We start from the raw sequence: 19,219 nt of genomic DNA, 5'->3' as shown, positions 1-19,219 counted from the left end.
TGTTGCGGGTCGATCCAGACCGGAGCCGTACGACGGCATGAATTTCTTGTAAAGCCACGGCCGCGGTCCCGGTGCCCCACGCGATGCGGCCCGGTCGGGTAGCGTGCCGGTCCGTGCTCCGACGAATGATCCTCCTGGGCGTGGCGACGCTCCTGCTCGCCGCCTGCGGCACCGGCTCGCCCGCCGCCGACCGGTCCGCTGCCACCTCGTCCGATATGGGTGCCATGCAGGGCCGATGGTGGACCTGGGCGGCCGCCGAACCGGAGGCGAGCAATCCGGTCGCCGACCCCACCGGTGAGTTCTGCGCCCTCAACCAGCCCGCCGACGTGTGGTTCCTGGCCGGGACCTTCGGCACGCGGGCACAGCGCGCGTGCACCGTGCCGCAGGGCCGGACGATCGTGGTGCCCGTGCTCAACCTGTTCGGCGCGAAGGACGACTGCGACGGCTTCATGGCGACCGCCGAGGGGACCGCGGAACTCGACGGCACCGCGCTGACGCTGGAGCGGTTCACCGGCGTGCCGATCGAGGTGACGGCTGTCGCGGGCAACGCGCTCGGTCAGGAGGCCGGCACGTTCGAGGCGCTCGGGTGCGGGATCTGGGCGCGGATCAGCGCACCGGCGGCCGGTGCGCACCAGTTGCGGATCCGCGGCACGTCCGGGAACTTCGCGGTCAGCGTCGACTACGACCTCACGGTCGCCTGAACCCGCGCGCTCAGGTGGTGGCGCGCGGCGTGAGGTGCAGGACGTCCTCGACCGGGACGGGAGTGGCCCGGTCGCCGGACAGGCGCGCCACGGCGACGCGGGCCAGGTGGCGGGCGGCGGCGGCCGGGGCGACCGTGATCGTGGTCAGCGGCGGCGCGCTGTAGGCGGACAGCGGGATGCCGTCGACGCCGATCAGGGCCATGCGGGCGGGCACGGCGACGCCGAGTTCGCGCATGCCGTGCAGGACCGCGAGGGCGACCTCGTCGTTGTACGCGCAGATCGCGGTGACCTGCGGCGCATCGTCCAGCAGGGCGCGTACGGCGGCGACGACGGCGGGCGGGTCGCCGGGGACGGTGAACGCGACCGGTGCGGGCAGGTCCCGCGCGGCGCAGGCCTGGCGTACGCCGTCGTGGCGGGGGTCGGCGAACACGGACAGGCGCGGGTCGGCGGGCAGCGCGTACGCCAGGTGCGTGTGCCCGGCCCCGGCCAGGTGATCGACCTGCATGCGGCCCTGTCGGCGGGTGAGCGCGGCGACGGCGTGGCCGTCGGACTCGGTCCCGGCGGGCACGGCTCGTACGCCCAGCCGCCGCAGCGCGGCCAGTTCGGCGTCGGGCAGCGGCAGCAGGCTGAGCACGGCGCGGACCGACAGCATCGCGGCCAGGCGGGGCAGGCGGGGCGCGGACGGCACGTCGAAGTGGACGACCACGGTCAGGCCCTGCGCGGCCAGCGAGCGGGTCACCGCGTCGATGAACCGGGACGTCAGCTCGCCGGAGGGCACGTCGGGCATGGCCAGCAGGACGATGTCGCTGTGCCCGTTGGCCAGGGCCCGCCCGGCAAGTGACGGGGCGTACCCGAGGCGGGCGGCGGCGGCGAGCACCCGTTCGCGGGTCGGCTGGGCGATGCGCTCGCCGGGAGCGTCGTTGAGCACGTAACTCACCGTCGCCCGCGACACCCCGGCTTCGCGGGCGACGTCGGCGCTGGTGGGGCGGCGTCCGGTCATCGCCGCCGGGCCAGCGCGCGCAGGCCGCGCGCCCAGCGCCCGTTGGCGAGGTCGAGCAGTCCTTCCTGGACCGGGCGGCTGATCCTGCCGCGGCTCATCATCGACAGCATCCGCAGCGGCATCTCGTCGAGCATCGCGCCGATGAGCAGCGCCATCGGGCTTTTCGGGTCCTTGACGAAGCCGCGGGCCTGCCGCCGGGCGGTGGCCTGCAGCAGCCGCGTCACCGGGGAGCTGCGCATGTCGTGCAGGGGCGTGTTCAGCGTGAACGTGCCGGGGGCGTCGGCGGTGTTGTCGGGCAGCGGGCGGCCGTACACGGCGGCGAAACCGTCCCGGTCCCACTGCTGCCCGGGGGCGGGCACCGGGTAGGCCGGGGCGGGCGGGGCGTCGCCGGTGACGTCGACGGCGACGGTGGCGCGGATGTCGCGCGACGACGCGCCGACGCGGATCTCGTACCGGCCGCCGGTGACGGCCCAGGATGCTGTCGTGACGTCGTACCAGGCGAAGGCTCGCCGGTCGAGGACGACCGTGACGGCGCGTGACTCCCCGGGCGCGAGACGCACCTTGGCGAAGCCCTTGAGTTCCTGGTCGGGGCGCGCCCCGGCGGCGGCTGGGTGGTGCACGTACACCTGGACGACCTCGCTGCCTGCCCGCTCGCCGGTGTTCGTGACGGTGACGGTGACCTCGACGGGTCCGGTTCCGGTGGCGGACAGGCCCGTGTGGTCGAACGACGTGTAGCTCAGCCCGTGTCCGAACGGGAACAGCACATCGGCACCGGCGGTGTCGTAGTAGCGGTAGCCGACGTGCACGCTTTCGCGGTACTCGGCCTGGCGGGGACCGTTGGGCAGCGCGTGGACGGGGTTGTCGGCCCAGCGGTGCGGGAACGTCTCGGCCAGCCGCCCGCCGGGTTCGGCCAGCCCGAACAGCACGTCGGCCACGGCGCTGCCACCGGCCTGCCCGCCGAGGTACGCCTCGACGATCGCGGGCACGTCACCGTGCCAGGGCAGCTCGACGGGCGCGCCGTTGTGGAGCACCACCACGGTCCGGGGGTTGGCCGCGGCGACGGCGGCGATCAGCGCGTCGTGGCTCGCGGGCAGGCGCAGGTGGGTGCGGTCCAGGCCCTCGGTCTCGTAGCTGTCGGTGAGCCCGGCGTACACCAGGACGGTGTCTGCGGCCCGCGCGACCGCCACGGCCTCGGCGAGCAGGGCCTCGTCGATCTCGTCGGAGTCGCGCCGGTAACCGGGCGCGTAGGTGGCCTCGGCCAGTGCGGACAGCCGGGTGTACGCGTCGTCGAGGCGGTGCGGGTTGATGTGCGAGCTGCCCGCGCCCTGGAAACGGGGCTGCTTGGCGAACGCGCCGATGACCGCGATGCGCGCGCCCGGGGCCAGTGGCAGCAGACCGCCGTCGTTCTTGAGCAGCACCGCTCCCTCGGCGGCGACCCGTCCGGCCAGCGCGTGGTGGGCGTCGCGGTCGTAGGTGTGCCCGTCCTCGCGGGCCTGCGCGGTGCGCTCGACGAGCGTGAGGAACCGGGCGGCGGTCCGGTCGAGCACGTCGGCGGGCAGGGCCCCGGCCTGCACGGCGTCGACGACGAGCTGGTCGTGGTGGCCGCCGAAGCCGGGCATCTCCAGGTCCAGCCCCGCGGCCAGGCCCTCCACCCGCTCGTTGACCGCGCCCCAGTCGGAGACCACGATCCCGTCGAAGCCCCACTGCTCGCGCAGCACCCGCGTCAGCAGCCACTCGTGCTCGGCGGCGTAGGTGCCGTTGAGCCGGTTGTACGCGCACATCACCGTCCAGGGTGCGCCGCCGGTGATGGCGCCCTCGAAGGCGGCGAGGTACACCTCGCGCAGGGCCCGTTCGTCGACGAGCGCGTCGACGCTGAACCGGCGGTGCTCCTGGTTGTTGGCGGCGAAGTGTTTGAGCGACGCGCCCACGCCCTGGCTCTGCACGCCGCGGATCCAGGCCGCCCCGAGCCGCCCGGCCAGCAGCGGGTCCTCGCTGAAGTACTCGAAGTTGCGGCCGCACAGCGGGGTGCGCTTGATGTTGACGCCGGGCCCGAGCAGCACGCTGACGCCCTCGGCCCGCGCCTCGGCGCCCAGCGCCCGGCCGACCTGTTCGATCAGGTCCGGGTCCCAGGTGGAGGCCATCGCGGCCGCGGTCGGGAAGCACGTGGCGGGCACACTCTGGCCGAGCTGCACCTGCCCGGTGCTGAGCTCCTTGCGCAGGCCGTGCGGGCCGTCGGCGACGAGCAGGGCGGGCACGCCCAGGCGGGGCACGCCGTACAGGGACCAGAAGTCGCGTCCGGCGCACAGCGCCGCCTTCTCCGCCAGCGTCATCGACGCCACGACCCGGTCGGTGCCTGCCGTAGCCGTCATAGCGCTCTCCTTCACGGGACTCCCCTGATGGTTACGCGCGTAACCACCACCGTCAACCCCGCGACGTGTCGGAAGAAGTTGACACGTCGGGATTCTCCGACGTATCGTCACCGGCCGTGACCACTGACGTGTTCAGCGCCTTGGCCAATCCGGTACGCCGCCAACTGCTCGACGCGCTGCGTGAGGGCCCGCGCGCGGCCGGCGAACTCGCCGGGCTCTTCTCGCTCAGCCGCCCCGCCGTCTCGGAGCACCTGCAGGTGCTGCGCGGGGCGGGCCTGGTGCGCGAGGAGCCCCGCGGCCGCCATCGGTACTACCACCTGCAAGCGCAGCCCCTGGCCGAGATCGGGCAGTGGCTGCACCCGTACGAACACTTCTGGCGCGGGCGGCTGCGGTCGTTGCGCGACACACTCGACGAGGAGTTCTCATGACCGAACCCGGTGTCATCCGCTGCGACCAGTTCCTGAGCCACCCGCCCGCGCGGGTCTGGCAGGCGCTGACCGACCCCGAACTGCACGCGAAGTGGTGGGCCGCGGGCGATGTGCGGCCTGTCGTCGGCCACCACTTCACCCTCGACATGGGCTCGTGGGGCCAGCAGCCCTGCGAGGTGCTGGCCGTCGAACCGGGCAGGCTGTTCAGCTACAGCTTCGCGACCGGTTCGCTGGACAACGTCATCACCTGGCGGCTGGAGCCCGAAGGCACCGGCACCCGCCTGTTCCTGGAGCAGTCAGGCCTCGACCTCGACTCGCCCATGGGCCGCTCCGCCTTCGAGGGCATGTCCCGCGGCTGGCCCGCCCTCCTCCGCCGCATCCCATCCGCCCTCACCCCCTGACCCCGCTCTTGCCGCAACTCTGAAAGACTCGCGGCCTGCGGGTCGTCCCGAAGCCGCGACTCTTTCAGAGTTGCGGCAAGGGGCCGCGGCGCGGGGCGGCGCCGAGCAGGCCGCGGGCGGTCAGCTCGGCGACGGTCCCGATGCAGAAATCCATGATGCCGTCCGTGTCCCGCCCTTCGGTCCCATAGGCATCGACGCCCGTCCGACCTGGCATGATGCCCGACATGACCGCCCCTGTCACGCCTGATCCCATCCGGCTCGCACCCGTCGACGCCGTCAACTGGCGCGCCGTCACCGCGCTCACCGTCGCACCGGAGCAGGCCGACTGGGTCGCCGCACCCGCGTACTACCTGGCGCTGTGCCAGTACGGCGAGGCGGGCTGGCGGCCGCTCGCGGTGCTCGACACCGAAGGCGACGTCGTCGGTTTCCTGATGTGGACCGTCGACCCCGCCGACGGGGCGGCCTGGCTCGGCGGCGTCATCATCGACGCGACCCGGCAGGGCCGCGGCTACGGCCGGGCCGCGGTACGCGCGGCGATCGCGCTGCTGGCGGCCGAGCACGGGCTGAGCAGCTTCGCGCTGTCGTACGAGCCGGCCAACACCGCCGCCCGGCGCTGCTACGCCAGCATCGGCTTCACCGAGACCGGTGAGACCGAGGACGCCGAGGTGGTGGCGCGCCTGCACGGCACGGCCTGACCGGCGCGGCCCGCCCGTCGTCAGGACCGGCGGGTGCCCGTGGTGGCATCATCGGGCGGTGCGAGAAACCGACGCCTGCGGGTCGACGTCCACGATCCTGGTCGTGATCCGGGGCAACTCCGGTGCGGGCAAGTCGTCGATCGCGCGGGCGGTGCGCCTGGCGTACGGCCGCGGCTGTGCCCTGGTCGAGCAGGACCACCTGCGCCGGATCATCCTGCGCGAGCACGACGGGCCCGGCGGCCTGGCCCCGGACTTCATCGACGCCACCGTGCGCTACCTGCTCGACCACGGCTACCACGTGGTCCTCGAAGGCATCCTGCACGCAGCCAAGTACGGCCCGACGGTCAGGGCGCTGATCGCCGCGCACCGCGGTGTCAGCTCGGCGTACTACCTCGACATCCCCTTCGACGAGACGGTCCGCCGCCACAGCACCCGCCCCCAGGTCACCGAATTCACCGCCGACCAGATGCGCGGCTGGTACCGCGCGGGAGACGTGCTCGGCGTCGACGGCGAGCACGTCATCGGCCCGACGTCGACGTTCGGCGACAGCGTCGCGCTGATCGCGGCCCGGTCCGGGCTGGCCTCGGCCTCACCGCGCCCGGACGCCGAGCCCGCTGTGACCGCTCCCCCGCCGCAGCGCAGTGAGGCTGGCGACGAACGCGGGTCGTAACGCGTGCTGGATGCACAGCCGGGCAGGGCGGCTGAGTCAGCGCAGGTACGGGTCGAGCAGCTTGCGGGCCCCGAGGGCCAGCAGCTCGTCGGCGGCCTGGCGGCCCAGCGCGGGAGCGGCGGTGCGGTCGCCGGCGACGACGGTCGCCAGTGTCCGGTCGCCCTCCGGGGCGTACACGGCGGCGTGCAGGGTGACGGTGTCCCGGTCGATGCTCGCGTGGCCGCTGACCGCGCTGTTGCAGCTCGCGCCGAAGCGGTGCAGCAGGGCCCGCTCGGCCAGGCTCGTATCCCGGCTGTCCGGGTCGTCGACCGCCATGACCAGCGCGTACGCCGGACCGGACGTGCGGGTGGTGACCACGATGGTGCCCGCGCCGACGGCCGGGCCCATCAGCTCGGCGGGCAGCACCTGCGTGATGCGGTGCGCCTGGCCGATGCGGTGCAGCCCGCACGCGGCGACCACGATCGCGTCGACGTCGCCGGAGTCCAGCCGTGCGATGCGGCTGTCCACGTTGCCGCGGATCGGCTTGACCCGCAGGTCGGGCCGGGCCCGCTGCAGCTGCGCCTGGCGGCGCAGCGCGCTGGTCCCGACGACCGCGTCGCGGGCGAGCTGGTCCAGGCGCAGCCCGTCGCGGCTGATCAGCGCGTCGCGGGGGTCGTCACGGGGCAGGTAGGCGGCGATGCAGATGCCCTCGGGCAGCGCGACGTCACCGGGGATGTCCTTGAGGCAGTGCACCGCCAGGTCGATGTCACCGGCCTGCAGTAGCGCGTCGATCTCGCTGGTGAACGCGCCTTTGCCGCCCGCGGTGACGAGGCTGCCGGTCCAGCGGTCGCCGTGGGTGGACACGGGCACGATCCGCACCGCCAGGCCCGCGTGCGCGGATTCCAGCTCGCGGGCTACGTGGCGGGCCTGCGCCAAAGCCATGGTGCTGCCCCGGGTGCCGAGGCGGACGGTCGTCGTCACCTGAGGAACCCTACGGCCAGGCGACATGAACAGGCCGTGAAGCGATTCAGGCGTGTCGTGCAGAAGCTTTTCTTCACCGTGAACGACAGCATTGACGTACTTCGCCGCACGTGATTCGATCTCGCGAACCGTTCTCACATTCCATATCGGAGAGGCAGCTCAGTGCTTCGACTTCGTAAGGCGATGGCCGCCACGGCCGCCGCCGCCCTCGGCTGGGGCGCGTTTGCCGTAGCCACCGCCGCACCCGCCACGGCCGCCCTGCCCACGGCAGCCGTCGCGGTCGGCGACAGCTTCATCAGCGGGGAGGGCGCGGGCGCGTACACCGCCGTCGCCGACCTCAACGGAACCTCCCAGGCCTTCCCGGGCTGGTCCGCGGCGAACAACAACGCCTACTTCTGCCACCGCTCAGCCAACGCGTCGCTGAACGTGGCCGCCCTGTCGGGCATCGCCGCCCGGTTCAACCTGGCCTGCTCGGGCGGCCAGCCGCACGACATCGCCAACGCGTCCAACACCCGCACCAACGGCCGCCTGGTCGCCTCGCAGCTCAACCAGCTGCGCGCGGTCGCCCAGACCCACGACATCGACGTGGTGCTGGTCGGACTGGGCTCCAACAACAGCTCGTTCACCTTCGGCGACGTGGCGACCCTGTGCGCCAACCGGTTCATCGCCGACGCGTGGACCGGCTGGTGGGAGTTCTGGGCCTACATCAACGGCCCCGTGCCGCAGGAGCCGTGCACCGACGCCGACCTGGCCTCGGCCGCCGAGGTCGCCGCCGCCACCACGGAGACCACCAACGCGCTGCGCCAGCTGATCACGACCCTGAACGAGATCGACGCCGACGGCCAGCACCGCATCGTGTTCCAGGACTACACCAACCCGCTGCCCTTCGACGTGTACAGCTCGTTCATCGAGCAGGACGGCCGCCAGGACGACCGGGACAAGTTCCGTGACCTGGGCGCCGAGCGCTACGCGGCGGGTTGCCCGATCCACCGCGCCAGCCTCGCCCCCGGCCACCGCTTCTCGGCCAACCTCGGCAACGTGGTCCGCAACTCCCACGCCAACCTGTCCGCCGAGTTCCCCGGCCAGGACCTGGTCTACCTCAACGTGCAGCGCGCCTTCGACGGCGCCCGGCTCTGCGAGAACGCCAACAGCCCCACCGGCGCGCTGGCCACCCCCGTGCGCATCATGGACGGCCCGAGCGGCACCCACATCACGAACCTGTCCGGATACGACAAGCTCGCCATCCAGCGGTTCGCGAACGCCTGCGTGACCTACTTCCAGACCTGCCAGGAGTCCTGGCACCCGAACGCGGCCGGCCACGCCGTCCTCGGCCAGTGCTTCGCCGCCGCGGCCACCACCGCCAACCGCACCATCTCCTGCATCCGCAACCCCAACGGCACCCTCACCTTCCAGTGACAGCAGGAAGGGCACCTTCCCACCGTCACACGGCGTGGAAGGTGCCCTTCCTTACGAAGCGCCCCGCTACGCGGGGAACAGCCAGGCCATAGCCTCCAGCGCCCGCCGCGCGTAACCGTCGCGGCCGGTGTCGACGCCATACGCCAGATCCTCGAAGACGCTGCACCGGGCGTAGAAGACCGCACGCTCGCCGAGACCCTCCACCCCGCCCGGGTACCGGTCCAGGGCGGCACGCAGCGCCCCCGGCCCCAGGTCGCGGAAGATCAGCCCGAAGTCGTACGCCGGATCCACCAGCGCGGCGTCACTCCAGTCGATGACCCCGGTCACCATCCACACCGCAGGGTCGACGAGCACATGCTCGACCCCGAGATCGTTGTGGGAGAACACCAGGTGCCGCCCCCTCGGCGGCGGCGGGGTGTCGAAGAACGACGCCACCGCGCGGCGATACCGGGCCGGAACATGACCGGCGACCGACGCGAACAGTTCCGCAGCCTCGGAAAGCCACTGCTCCATCGGCTGGTCGTCGACGTCCACCAGCCCGGCCCACCGCTCGGCAGGCTCGGCGTGCAACGCGGCGAGCATCGCGCCCAGCACCGCCGCGACCGGCCCGCCACGAGCCGACCGCCCAGCCAGCTCCGCCAGCGGCACACCGGCCAGCTTCGCGTACGCCAGACAGCCCCGCTCGGGGACCGTGAACACCGGCTCGGGCACCGGCAGCGGACACACTGCGGCGACCGCGGCCAGCAACCGCGCCTCGTGCTCGACCAGCGCGGCCCGGCGCACCGGATCGGACTCCCGGCTGAACCGCACCACCAGCGCACCGTCCACCACGAACGCCTCATTGTCCAGACCCGCCCCGAGAGCGGACACCACCGCGACCCCGTGACCGGGCAGGTACGCACGGACGAGTTCACGCACCTCGGCGACATGCCGACCACCGGACATGCCTCACCCTAACCAAGCAGCAGCGCCGTACGCAGATCACCGACGACCGCCAGCGCATCGACGAGATCACCGGTGTCCTCCCACAGCTCACGCCACTCGGAATCCACCCCGGTCACCCGGTCCAGCGCCCGGACCGCCAGCGCCGCGACATCCTCCGGCACCACCAGCGACTCCCCCTCCAGCAGAAACTCCGGCGCGTACGGCGAAGTCAGCGGCTCCGCCCCGGCCCGCTGCGACACGATGACCGCAGCCGCCGCGACCGCCCGCACCCCCAGCCGGTCATCGAGATACCCGGCCTGGTCGGCCACCACCGCCAGCGTCTGCCGGACCACCTCCAGCCGCTCGGCCGGATCGGCGTCGCTCAGCGCGCCGCACCAGTCCGCGGCGCTGTCGTTGTCGAACGGACCCGAATCCCAGGTGCCCACCAGTGCCTCCTCCGCAGGGCGCAGCGGGAACGTACCGGACCCATGCGACATCGGCCCGGCCACCGATCCGGCCCGTTCCGCCACGCGGGCACACCCCCGGCCGCGACACTCGACAGATGGCACGCGAGCAGGCAACCGCAGTGACGGAGTTCCGCGACGTGCGGGTGTTCGACGGCGTCGGCCCCACCCTGTCCCCGCCGACCACCGTCACCGTCACCGGCGGCCTCATCACCCGCGTCGGCGACCGGACCGGCCCCGGCGACCCCGCACCCGACACCGCCGCGCACGGCGACCCGGTCCACCCCGACGGCCCGTCCGGTGCCCGGCCGCACCGCACCGTCGTCGACGGCGGCGGCCGCGTCCTGATGCCCGGCCTGATCGACGCGCACTGGCACGCCATGATGGCCGCCGTGTCGCTACCGGTGCTGGCCACCGCCGACCCCGGCTACCTGCAACTGGTCGCCGGACGCGAAGCCGAGCGCACCCTGCTGCGCGGCTTCACCACCGTCCGCGACGCCGGCGGGCCGGTGTTCGCCCTCAAACGCGCCATCGACGAAGGCGTCATCACCGGCCCCCGCATCTACCCCAGCGGCGCGTTCATCAGCCAGACCGCCGGACACGGCGACTTCCGGTCCCTGCTCGACGTCCCCCGCGAACCCGGCGCCCCACTGACCATGGTGGAACGCACCGGCACCGCCGCCATCGCCGACGGCGTCGACGCCGTGCTGAGGGCCACCCGCGAACAGCTCATGCGCGGCGCGAGCCAGATCAAGGTGATGGCCGGCGGCGGCGTCGCCTCCCCCTACGACCCGATCGACGTCACCCAGTACACGTTCGCCGAACTGGCCGCCGCCGTCGAGGCCGCCGGACACTGGGGCACCTACGTCATGGTGCACGCGTACACCCCCGCATCGGTGCAGCAGGCCATCCGCGCCGGGGTCCGCTGCATAGAACACGGCCACCTCCTCGACGACGAGACCGCCGCCATGATGGCCGAACACGGCGTCTGGTGGTCACTACAGCCGTTCCTCGACGACGCCGACGCCATCCCGATCACCGACCCCGACGGCCGGACCAAGCAGCTCGCGGTCACCGACGGCACCGACAGCGCCTACCGGCTGGCCCGCAGACACGGCGTACGGCTGGCCTGGGGCACCGACACCCTGTTCGACGCCCGCCTGGCCACCCGCCAAGGCGCGCAGCTCGCCAAACTCGCCCGCTGGTTCACCCCCGCCGCAGTGCTGCGCATGGCGACCTCCGACAACGCCGCCCTGCTCGCGATGTCCGGACCCCGCGACCCGTACCCCGCCCCGCTGGGCGTGATACAGCCCGGCGCGTACGCCGACCTGCTGCTCGTCGACGGCGACCCGCTGACCAGCCTCGACGTGCTCGCCGACCCCGCCAACCTCCGAGTGATCATGAAAGACGGCAGGACCGTCCAGAACACCCTGACCGGCGCGGCCACACCCCCGCATCCGTAACGTGGACCCCATGCCCGTCGACCAGACCCAGCACCCCGGCGCGACCCGGACCCCGCCGCGCCGGCACGGCCACCGGCGCATCCCGTTCTTCCTGTTCCTGCCCGCCGGACTCGGCCTCGCCTTCCTGGTCCTGCCACTGTTCGCGCTACTGCTGCGCACCCCCTGGCGCGAACTGCCCCAGCACCTGACCGCACCCGCGATCGGCGAAGCACTACGGCTCTCCCTGCTCACCGCCACCCTCGCCACGATCTTCTGCATCCTGCTCGGCGTGCCACTGGCCTGGCTGCTCGCCCGCGTCGCATTCCCCGGACGGCGGCTCGCCCGCGCCCTGATCACCGTGCCGCTGGTCCTGCCACCCGTCGTCGGCGGCGTGGCGCTGCTGCTGCTGTTCGGCCGCCGCGGCCTGATCGGATCCTGGCTCGACGAGACCTTCGGCTTCACCCTGCCGTTCACCACCGCCGGCGTCGTCATCGCCGAAGCGTTCGTCGCGATGCCGTTCCTCGTCATCGCCGTCGAAGGGGCCCTGCGCGGCGCCGACACCCGCTATGAAGAAGCCGCCGCGACACTCGGCGCCGGACGCTGGACCACCTTCCGCCGGGTCACCCTGCCCCTGGTCGCACCCGGCATCGCCGCAGGCGCGGTGCTGTGCTGGGCCCGCGCCCTGGGCGAGTTCGGCGCGACCATCACCTTCGCCGGAAACTTCCCCGGGCGTACGCAGACCATGCCGCTGGCCGTATACCTGGCCCTGGAAACCGACCTCGAAGCCGCGATCGTGCTCAGCCTGATCCTGCTCGTCGTCTCGGTGACCATCCTGGTCAGCCTCCGCGACCGCTGGATCAGCAGCCCCTGACGCGGCTCAGCCGCCGCGGCGCTCCACACCCGTCGGCGCCGGCCGGGACTTGTCCAGCCCGGCCGCGTCCTCGCGCAGCGGCCGCCACGCGTACTGGCCCACCGGCGCGCTCGCCCGCCTGCCACGCGACCGGGCCGCCAGCCCCAGCCCGACCCCGAGCAGCACCAGCCCCGCCGCCACGCACGACACGGCCGCCCACACCGGCATCACCCGCGCCAGGCCGAGCACCCCCGCCACGACCAGCGCCGGCAACACCCAGATCAGCAGCAACCCGGCCGTGCTCATCCGGCCCTGCGCCCTGCCCGCATCGCTCGCCGCACCCCGCAGCCACGTCCTGGCCAGCGCGAACTCGGCACGCGAAAGACTGCTCAACTGCTCCCCGGCCCCGCTGCCCGGATCTGACGACGTCTGGCGGTGTGTCTCGGACATCAGGTCACCTCCACCTGCCTACCTTCTGCCCTCATCCCAGTGTGCCGAATCATTTCCGCCGATCCATGCCATGATCTTCACCCGCACGTGTGAACCCGCCGTGAAAGAACACCGCGCCACCGGCCCGCCGCCGCACCCGATCACCGCCGCACACCGCGTACTAGGCTGGCACTCATGCAGATCGCGGCACGGGGCCTGGTGTTCGACCTCCACACGGGCGGGCCCGAGAACGGTCCGGTGGCACTGCTGCTGCACGGCTTCCCACAGCACGCCGGCGAATGGGAACCGGTCGCCGAGCGCCTGCACGACGCGGGCGTCCGCACCTACGCCTTCGACCAGCGCGGCTACTCCCCCGGCGCCCGCCCGACCGCCGTCGCCGACTACGTCATCGGCGAATGCGTCGCCGACGCGCTCGCGGTGCTCGACGCGCTCGGCGTGGACCGCGCGCACGTCGTCGGCCACGACTGGGGCTCCGTCGTCGCCTGGCACCTGGCCGCCGGGCACCCCGACCGGGTGCGCACCCTCACCGCGATCTCCGTGCCGCACCCCGTCGCGTTCGCCAGGGCCATCGCCACCGACCCCGACCAGCAGCAGCGCTCGGCGTACATCGGCCTGTTCCAGCAGGAGGGCAAGGCCGAGGACGTGCTGCTGGACCAGGACGGCCAGCGGCTGCGGGAGATCTTCACCGGCGTGCCCGCCGACCGGGTCGAGCGCTTCGTCACCCCGATGCTCGACCGCGCCCGCCTCACCGGCGGCCTGAACTGGTACCGGGCACTGACCCTGGGCTCCGGGTTCACCCCCGCCGGACGCGTCGCGGTGCCGACCACGTTCCTGTGGAGCGACGGCGACTGGGCCATCGGGCCCCAGGCGGCGCAGAGCTGCGCCGACTACGTCACCGGCGACTACCGCTTCGTGAACCTGGCCGGGGTCAGCCACTGGATCCCCGACGAGGCCCCCGACGACACCGCCCGCGAGATCCTGGCCCGCATCGCGGCCGAAGGCTGAGGCACGCCGTGTTCGTCAAGATCTGCGGCCTGTCCACCGCCGAGACCGTCGCCGCCGCCGTGGACGCCGGTGCGGACGCCGTCGGCTTCGTGCTGACCCGCAGCGTACGGCAGGTGACCCCGGACCGGGCGCGGGAACTGGCGGCGGCCGTCCCACCGCACGTGCTGACCGTCGCGGTCGTCGCCGGAGCGGACATCGCGACCGTACGCGACCTGGTCCGCGACTGCGGCCTGCGGGCGCTGCAACTGCACGGCGACTACTCCCGCGACGACTTCGCCGCCGTCGCCGACCTGGGCCTGACCCTGGTGCGCGCGACCAGCCACGAAGCCCCGGACCTGCGCATCGGCGCGTACGGCGAGGATCTGCTCCTGGTCGACGCGACCGAGCCCGGCTCCGGTGGCGCGTGGGACTACGCGGCGCTGCGCGAACGCAGCCCCGGTGACGGCTGGATCCTCGCGGGCGGCCTGTACGTCGACACCGTCGCCGACGCGATCCACCGGTCCGGGGCGGGCGGCGTCGACGTGTCCAGCGGCGTCGAATCCGCGCGCGGCGTCAAGAGCGAGGCCCTGATCAGGGACTTCATCGCCGCCGCCCGCAAAGCGGGCTGACCGTTCCGTCCCCCCGGGTTGCCCGCCGCCGCCATGATGATCGCGCGGGCACGCAACGCCGTGCCGGCCTGCCGTCGTCTACCGGTGTGCGGCCCGGCCACGACGGGTACGGCGGACACACGGCGCGACGGGGATGAGGTGAGGTCGGGTGGCACTCGGCCCGGAGGACGAGAGCCGGCTCGCGGAGCTGGCCGAGCGCACCCGCGCGCAGGACCCGCGCTTCGCCCGCGGGCTCGGCGCGGGTGAGCCGCAGCCGCCCGCCGAATACCGCGTACGGCGCACCGGGTGGCGGATCGCCCTGGCCCTGACCGGGTGCGCGGTGGCCCTGTTCCTGTTCTCCGCGGGCGCACCCGGCGGCGGCTTCCTCGCCGCGCTCGGTGCGGTGCTGGCACTGGTCACCATCGGCGACGGCTTCGGCAACCGGGCCTAACCTGCCGCCCGATAGGCCCGCCCGGCCGCGGTCGGGCTGTCGCCGTCGCGGTACAGCGCGGTGCCCTGATGGCCCTCGGTCGGCCACGGCAGCGCGAACCACGCATAGCGCTCCACGTAGGACAGGGCCTGCATCATCTTCGTCGAGCCGGTGACGAACGCGGCCTGCTGCGCGTCGCTCGGATACACCGCCCCGTTCGCGTCCCACTTGATCAGCGCGTACTCCGTCACCCAGATCGGCATCCGGTAGCGCTGGTACACCGCCTGCAGGTAGTTCTTCAGGTGCCCGACCGCCGCGGACGAGAAGTCCCCGCCGTACCAGTGCAGGGTGATGAAGTCGACCCGGTAGCCGCGTGATCTCGCACCGGCCATGAACCGGTCCAGCCAGCCCCCGGCCCGGTCCGCGCCGACCGCGACCGCCGGGCTGCCCAGCCGCAGGCCGGTCGCCTGCAACCGGGGCCACAGGTCCAGGGCCCGCTCGACGGTCATGTTCGACTGGCTGGCGAAGTCGGGCTCGTTGAAGCCCAGCAGGATCTTGCCGGACTTCTTCGCCCGCGCCAGCTCGGCGTCGGTCACCGACTTCTCGCCCCAGATCATCGGCACGAACGTGGCACTGCTGCCCGCGCCCTGGGTCGGACCCGACGCCCAGTTGTAATACCAGCTCGCGCGTACGTCGGTGAGGGCCGCACCGAGTCCGCTGGACTGCCAGACACTGACGCCCTTCTTCGACGACGTCTTCGCGGGCGCACCGGCCGGAGTCTTCGGGCTCGCCGACGCCGACGGACGCGGCGACACGGACGCGCTCGCCGACGGCACCGCCGAGGCCGAACCGGACACGGCGGGCTCAGCGCCCTGCGTGGCGGTCGCGGGCTCCCCCGGACCCGCGGTGGCGGTCGCGGGCTCCCCGTTCCACAGCCGCACGACCGCGTACGACCCTCCTGAAAGGACTGCCACCGCCAGCGCCACCGCCAGCCACCGCTTGCGGCGGTCATGCCGCACGTGCCTGCCGGGTAACCGCTGCGAGGTGTGGTCCACGAGCCGAAACCCTAACCGCCCCACCACCCCCCGTCCCCCCAGCCCCCTGGATCACCACCCCTACTCCGTCCTAGGTAGCTGGACCGGTACCGGATCCGGGCGTCGCCACCCACCCGTGAAGATCACTGTTACGGGTCAAAAGCTGCGGTTCAGGCCGAGGTTCTGACCCGAAACAGCGATCTTGGCCGTGTATACACACGCCGGCGCGGGCAGGTCAGGGGGTTACCGGGGTCGGCCAGTCGATGCGGTGGTCGAACTGCCAGGCCATCTTCTCCGGCTTGGCCAGCAGTCTCATCGCCGTGGGCAGGAGCGCGTCACGGAGCACCCGGGCCACCGGTCCTGCGGCCTTGTTGCTGTTGGTACGTGCCGCTGCGGCGATGATGCGCTCGACCCGCTCCCGGCGCAGCCGCTCGTACGCGACGAAGGCCTGCTCGGCGGGCAGGTCGCGCAGGCACCGGGCGAGCTGCACGGCGCTCTCGGCGGCCAGCGACGCGCCCTGGCCCGACGAGGGCGACGTGGCGTGCGCGGCGTCGCCGACCAGCACCATCCGGCCACGGTGCCAGTGCGGCACACGCGGAATGTCCTCCATCCCGCCGACCGCGACGAACTCGGACTCCACGGACGTGCGCAGGATGTCCAGCACCGGCATCCGGTCGTCGGCGAACGCCGCCATGATCAGCCGCAGCCACTCCTGCTTGCCGGTCTTGTTGGCCTGCGTCCAGGACATCGGCTGCGGGTGCGGCAGGTTGGCGAACCAGCCGCAGCGCCCGTCGGGGAACACCTGGTAGCCGAAGAACGCGCGTTTGCCGAACATCATGTACATGGCGTCGCCGGTGCTGGCCAGGCCGGTGCCGGTCGACCATCCGCCGAAGCCGAGCAGCCCGGTGTAGCGGGGCCGTGGCGCGGCCGGGTCGATGATCGTACGCACCGTGGAGCGGATCCCGTCCGCGCCGATGAGCACGTCCGCCTCGGCGGTGCTCCCGTCGGCGAAGTGGGCGCGTACGCCCGACGGCGCGTCCGGTGCGCCCAGGTGCTCCGCGGAGACCAGCCGCCTGCCGTGCTCGACGGGGATGCCGCGGCGCGCGGCCTCGCCGTAGAGGGCCTGGTAGAGGTCGGGCCGCATCACGAAGCGCTGCGGCTCCAGGTCGGCCGGACCGGCGAACGAGGCCAGCCGCTTGCCGGTCCAGCTGTGCATCACGATGCTCGACATCGGCAGGCCGATGGCCCGTACCACCTCGTCGGCGCCGATCACCTTCAGCGCGGCGAGGCCGTTGGGCGCGATGCTCAGTCCCCCGCCGACGTTCTCGGCGGTGCTGCCGTACGCCTCGTACACGCGGGCCTCGATGCCCGCCTGCCGCAGGGCCATCGCGGCCACGGGGCCGGCGATGCCGCCGCCCACGACCAGTGCGGTCTTCACCTTCGTCATGACTGTCCACTCCCCAGGGGTAGCCGTCCGGTCGGCCGACCGGCACGGTGCGGTCGCGCACCGAACCGGCAGGGGAACCCGGCTATCCTTGCGGTTGCCACCTCTCGTGGCCGGGCCCCTGCGGTGCGGTGCGAGGGTTGAGGTCTCCGGTGGCGTGTTGGCGCACGCCGCCGGGGACCGTTTCTTCACTGCGGGTGCAGGCCTCTCTCCATCAGTTCGGCCAGTTCCGGCGGGACGACCCCGGTCTCGCTGAAGGTCTGCCAGTCGGCCAGGCCCGGGAACGTGCCGGAGGTCAGCTCGCCGAGCAGCCCGCGCACGAAGCCGATCTCCGCCTCGGCGACGGCCAGCTCGTACTCCTCCTCGACGAGGAACAGCCGCGGCACGTCGCGGGCCGCCTCGGCCAGGGCCGCCTGCCGCCCGGCAAACCGCTTGTCCAGCGCGTCGAGCCGCTGGGCCAGCAGGTCGGCCGCCTCGGCGGGCGACAGCACCGCCAGCACCGACAGCGCGGCGGTGAACCGCGACTGCTCCTGCTCGGGCGTGGACAGCAGCTCGCGTACCCAGTCGGTCAGCTCGGCCCGGCCCGCGTCGGTGATGCCGTAGACGGTCCGCTCCGGGCGGCCGCCCTGGCGCACGCTCTCGGTGGCCTCGATCAGGCCGTGCTTCTCCAGGTTCTGCACGACGGTGTAGAGCGAACCCCACTTGATCTTCATGTTCTGGTCCTTGCCGTGCTCGCGCAGGACCGAAGCCATCTGGTACGGGTGCATGGGCTGCTGGACGAGCGCCGACAGCACGGCCAGCGCCATCAGATTGCCGACCTTGCGCCGCTTCGCCACGCCCGCCACTCCTCCATACTAGTGATTTGATTACTCGCTCACGAGTATACGCATCCGAGCAATGCCGCGCCACCCATGGGCGCGATACCGCCGACCTGCACTGCCGCCCCCGTCGCACAGACCGTCGCCGACACCTGGGCCTGGCTGACCACGACCCCGGCCCCGCTGCCGTCCGGCGGACTCGGGCCCCGACTGGAGGCCGCCCTGCTGAACGCGGCCGACCGGCGCTGACACCGGAACGGCTCAGGCGAGAGCCGCCGCCCAGACCGCAGTGTGCCGATCCAGGTAGTCGGCGGTGCCGCGCCAGTACGGGCCGTCCTCGGTGAAGATGCGCGCCCATGGCTGACGCTGCTCACGTGCGCCGGTCTCCAGCAGGTGGTACATCGCGCGGGCACGGCGGCCGAGCAGCGCGGCCAGCTCCGGACCCCGCCGCGCGTCGAGGCCGTAGCCGTCGGTGTAGGCGCGCAGCCTGGCGGCCGACTCCGCCGGGGCGCGGCGCGCGCTCATCCCGGCCATGCTCTGCGCGGCGTACGCCAGGTCCCACAGGCGCGAGCTCGGAGCGGCACCGTCCCAGTCGATCAGCACCCAGCCGCGCTCGGCGCGGATCAGGTTCCACGGCGCGACGTCGTTGTGGCAGACCAGCTCGGCACGGTCCGGCGGGATCGGCGTCGCCCACCGGGTCCCCGGCGCGGGCACGAAACTCGCCGCAGCGTCGTGCAACGCCCGCTGCATCCGGCCGATCTCCGCCAGCTCGGTCAGGGTGTACGTCCCGGTCGCGTCACCGATCTCGCCCGCCACGTACGCCAGCACCTGCCGGCCCTGCTCATCCCTGCCGAGCGGCTCCGGCGCACCCCCGAACCCGGCCGCACGCAGGTGCCTCAGGAACGCGTCCACCCCGTCGGTCCACGCCCCCGCAGGCCGCCGCACGGTCTTCCCCACTCGCACGACACCCGAGGTCACATTCCCGACCAGCGCCTCTTCACCCTCCACCATCCGCCGATCCTCAACCCCCACCCCCACCACCGCCAACCCCGCCGCCCCGACCTCTCCCGCCGCAACTCTTAAAGAGTCGCGGCTTGGCAGACGTCACGAAGGCGCAACTCTTTAAGAGTT

The 19,219-nt window shown here is 72.9% G+C and carries 23 protein-coding genes; 12 read left to right on the top strand and 11 right to left on the bottom strand.

The window, feature by feature from the left end; genetic code table 11:
* Positions 1-113 precede the first annotated feature (113 nt).
* Positions 114-701, top strand: a complete 588-nt coding sequence (locus tag HAV40_RS07455) for a hypothetical protein (RefSeq protein WP_203670931.1) — start codon at positions 114-116, stop codon at positions 699-701.
* A gap of 10 nt (positions 702-711) precedes the next feature.
* On the opposite strand, the gene HAV40_RS07450 is transcribed toward HAV40_RS07455, so the two are convergent.
* Positions 712-1,701, bottom strand: coding sequence for a LacI family DNA-binding transcriptional regulator (locus HAV40_RS07450; RefSeq protein ID WP_166380148.1), 990 nt, complete (start codon positions 1,699-1,701; stop codon positions 712-714).
* Positions 1,698-4,070, bottom strand: a complete 2,373-nt coding sequence (locus HAV40_RS07445; RefSeq protein WP_166380147.1) for a glycoside hydrolase family 3 C-terminal domain-containing protein — start codon at positions 4,068-4,070, stop codon at positions 1,698-1,700. The genes HAV40_RS07450 and HAV40_RS07445 overlap by 4 nt, the downstream gene beginning before the upstream one ends.
* Positions 4,071-4,186: 116 nt before the next feature.
* Between HAV40_RS07445 and HAV40_RS07440 the strand changes: the two genes are divergently transcribed.
* Together HAV40_RS07440 and HAV40_RS07435 are read left to right on the top strand one after the other, a co-directional pair.
* A complete protein-coding gene (locus HAV40_RS07440) occupies positions 4,187-4,498 on the top strand; it encodes an ArsR/SmtB family transcription factor (RefSeq protein ID WP_166380146.1) in 312 nt (103 codons plus the stop codon).
* Entirely contained in the window at positions 4,495-4,899 is a 405-nt protein-coding gene (locus tag HAV40_RS07435; RefSeq protein ID WP_166380145.1) for an SRPBCC family protein, read from the top strand. Before HAV40_RS07440 ends, HAV40_RS07435 begins: the two co-directional genes overlap by 4 nt.
* A 64-nt stretch (positions 4,900-4,963) precedes the next feature.
* Here HAV40_RS07435 and HAV40_RS07430 read toward each other — a convergent pair whose 3' ends face one another.
* Positions 4,964-5,125, bottom strand: coding sequence for a hypothetical protein (locus tag HAV40_RS07430; RefSeq protein WP_166380144.1), 162 nt, complete (start codon positions 5,123-5,125; stop codon positions 4,964-4,966).
* Here HAV40_RS07430 and HAV40_RS07425 point away from each other — a divergent pair.
* Together HAV40_RS07425 and HAV40_RS07420 are read left to right on the top strand one after the other, a co-directional pair.
* Positions 5,124-5,594 (top strand): GNAT family N-acetyltransferase, encoded by a 471-nt coding sequence (locus tag HAV40_RS07425; RefSeq protein WP_166380143.1) that lies wholly within the window; start codon positions 5,124-5,126, stop codon positions 5,592-5,594. The two genes, HAV40_RS07430 and HAV40_RS07425, sit on opposite strands and share 2 nt — an antisense overlap.
* A 58-nt stretch (positions 5,595-5,652) precedes the next feature.
* Positions 5,653-6,264, top strand: a complete 612-nt coding sequence (locus HAV40_RS07420) for a kinase (RefSeq protein WP_166380142.1) — start codon at positions 5,653-5,655, stop codon at positions 6,262-6,264.
* 36 nt (positions 6,265-6,300) lie between these two features.
* Here the strand turns inward: HAV40_RS07420 and hemC are convergent, their stop codons facing one another.
* Positions 6,301-7,224 carry a hydroxymethylbilane synthase gene (gene hemC / locus HAV40_RS07415; RefSeq protein WP_203670933.1) on the bottom strand — a complete coding sequence of 308 codons (924 nt, stop codon included), beginning with the start codon at positions 7,222-7,224 and terminating at the stop codon, positions 6,301-6,303.
* A gap of 183 nt (positions 7,225-7,407) precedes the next feature.
* Here hemC and HAV40_RS07410 point away from each other — a divergent pair, with 183 nt between their 5' ends.
* Positions 7,408-8,640, top strand: a complete 1,233-nt coding sequence (locus HAV40_RS07410; protein WP_203670999.1) for an SGNH/GDSL hydrolase family protein — start codon at positions 7,408-7,410, stop codon at positions 8,638-8,640.
* A gap of 66 nt (positions 8,641-8,706) precedes the next feature.
* Here HAV40_RS07410 and HAV40_RS07405 read toward each other — a convergent pair whose 3' ends face one another.
* Together HAV40_RS07405 and HAV40_RS07400 are read right to left on the bottom strand one after the other, a co-directional pair.
* Complete coding sequence (locus tag HAV40_RS07405; protein ID WP_166380139.1) at positions 8,707-9,585, bottom strand: phosphotransferase family protein; 879 nt, start codon at positions 9,583-9,585, stop codon at positions 8,707-8,709.
* Positions 9,586-9,593: 8 nt separating this feature from the next.
* Positions 9,594-10,010 (bottom strand): DUF4259 domain-containing protein, encoded by a 417-nt coding sequence (locus HAV40_RS07400; RefSeq protein WP_203670935.1) that lies wholly within the window; start codon positions 10,008-10,010, stop codon positions 9,594-9,596.
* A 116-nt stretch (positions 10,011-10,126) separates the two neighbouring features.
* Here HAV40_RS07400 and HAV40_RS07395 point away from each other — a divergent pair, with 116 nt between their 5' ends.
* Both HAV40_RS07395 and HAV40_RS07390 read left to right on the top strand, forming a co-directional pair.
* Positions 10,127-11,491, top strand: a complete 1,365-nt coding sequence (locus HAV40_RS07395; RefSeq protein WP_166380138.1) for a metal-dependent hydrolase family protein — start codon at positions 10,127-10,129, stop codon at positions 11,489-11,491.
* Between the two features lie 10 nt (positions 11,492-11,501).
* Entirely contained in the window at positions 11,502-12,341 is an 840-nt protein-coding gene (locus HAV40_RS07390; protein WP_166380137.1) for an ABC transporter permease, read from the top strand.
* A 6-nt stretch (positions 12,342-12,347) separates the two neighbouring features.
* On the opposite strand, the gene HAV40_RS07385 is transcribed toward HAV40_RS07390, so the two are convergent.
* Positions 12,348-12,770, bottom strand: a complete 423-nt coding sequence (locus HAV40_RS07385) for a phage holin family protein (RefSeq protein ID WP_166380136.1) — start codon at positions 12,768-12,770, stop codon at positions 12,348-12,350.
* Positions 12,771-12,944: 174 nt separating this feature from the next.
* Between HAV40_RS07385 and HAV40_RS07380 the strand changes: the two genes are divergently transcribed.
* The 3 genes from HAV40_RS07380 to HAV40_RS07370 all read left to right on the top strand — a co-directional run bounded on the left by HAV40_RS07380 (position 12,945) and on the right by HAV40_RS07370 (position 14,813).
* On the top strand, positions 12,945-13,775 hold the full coding sequence (locus tag HAV40_RS07380; protein ID WP_166380135.1) for an alpha/beta fold hydrolase: 831 nt from the start codon (positions 12,945-12,947) through the stop codon (positions 13,773-13,775).
* An 8-nt stretch (positions 13,776-13,783) separates the two neighbouring features.
* The gene (locus tag HAV40_RS07375; RefSeq protein WP_166380134.1) at positions 13,784-14,383 is read left to right on the top strand and encodes a phosphoribosylanthranilate isomerase; all 600 of its coding nucleotides are present in this window, start codon (positions 13,784-13,786) and stop codon (positions 14,381-14,383) included.
* A 148-nt stretch (positions 14,384-14,531) separates the two neighbouring features.
* Positions 14,532-14,813 (top strand): DUF3040 domain-containing protein, encoded by a 282-nt coding sequence (locus tag HAV40_RS07370; RefSeq protein WP_166380133.1) that lies wholly within the window; start codon positions 14,532-14,534, stop codon positions 14,811-14,813.
* Here the strand turns inward: HAV40_RS07370 and HAV40_RS07365 are convergent.
* The 3 genes from HAV40_RS07365 to HAV40_RS07355 all read right to left on the bottom strand — a co-directional run bounded on the left by HAV40_RS07365 (position 14,810) and on the right by HAV40_RS07355 (position 18,106).
* A complete protein-coding gene (locus HAV40_RS07365) occupies positions 14,810-15,847 on the bottom strand; it encodes a glycoside hydrolase family protein (protein ID WP_203670937.1) in 1,038 nt (345 codons plus the stop codon). The two genes, HAV40_RS07370 and HAV40_RS07365, sit on opposite strands and share 4 nt — an antisense overlap.
* 214 nt (positions 15,848-16,061) lie before the next feature.
* A complete protein-coding gene (locus HAV40_RS07360; protein WP_166380132.1) occupies positions 16,062-17,273 on the bottom strand; it encodes an FAD-dependent oxidoreductase in 1,212 nt (403 codons plus the stop codon).
* A 185-nt stretch (positions 17,274-17,458) separates the two neighbouring features.
* Positions 17,459-18,106 (bottom strand): PadR family transcriptional regulator, encoded by a 648-nt coding sequence (locus HAV40_RS07355; protein WP_166380131.1) that lies wholly within the window; start codon positions 18,104-18,106, stop codon positions 17,459-17,461.
* Positions 18,107-18,181: 75 nt separating this feature from the next.
* On the opposite strand from HAV40_RS07355, the gene HAV40_RS07350 reads away from it, so the two are divergent.
* Positions 18,182-18,337: a hypothetical protein gene (locus HAV40_RS07350; RefSeq protein ID WP_166380130.1), complete on the top strand. Its 156-nt coding sequence runs from the start codon at positions 18,182-18,184 to the stop codon at positions 18,335-18,337.
* Between the two features lie 12 nt (positions 18,338-18,349).
* Here HAV40_RS07350 and HAV40_RS07345 read toward each other — a convergent pair whose 3' ends face one another.
* Positions 18,350-19,099, bottom strand: coding sequence for a phosphotransferase (locus HAV40_RS07345; RefSeq protein ID WP_166380129.1), 750 nt, complete (start codon positions 19,097-19,099; stop codon positions 18,350-18,352).
* Positions 19,100-19,219 lie beyond the last annotated feature (120 nt).

The sequence above is a fragment of the Catellatospora methionotrophica genome (genome assembly GCF_011297335.1).
Taxonomy (GTDB): domain Bacteria; phylum Actinomycetota; class Actinomycetes; order Mycobacteriales; family Micromonosporaceae; genus Catellatospora; species Catellatospora methionotrophica.
The sequence above is the reverse complement of the archived record's forward strand: the minus strand, read 5'-3'. Positions and strand labels throughout refer to the sequence as shown.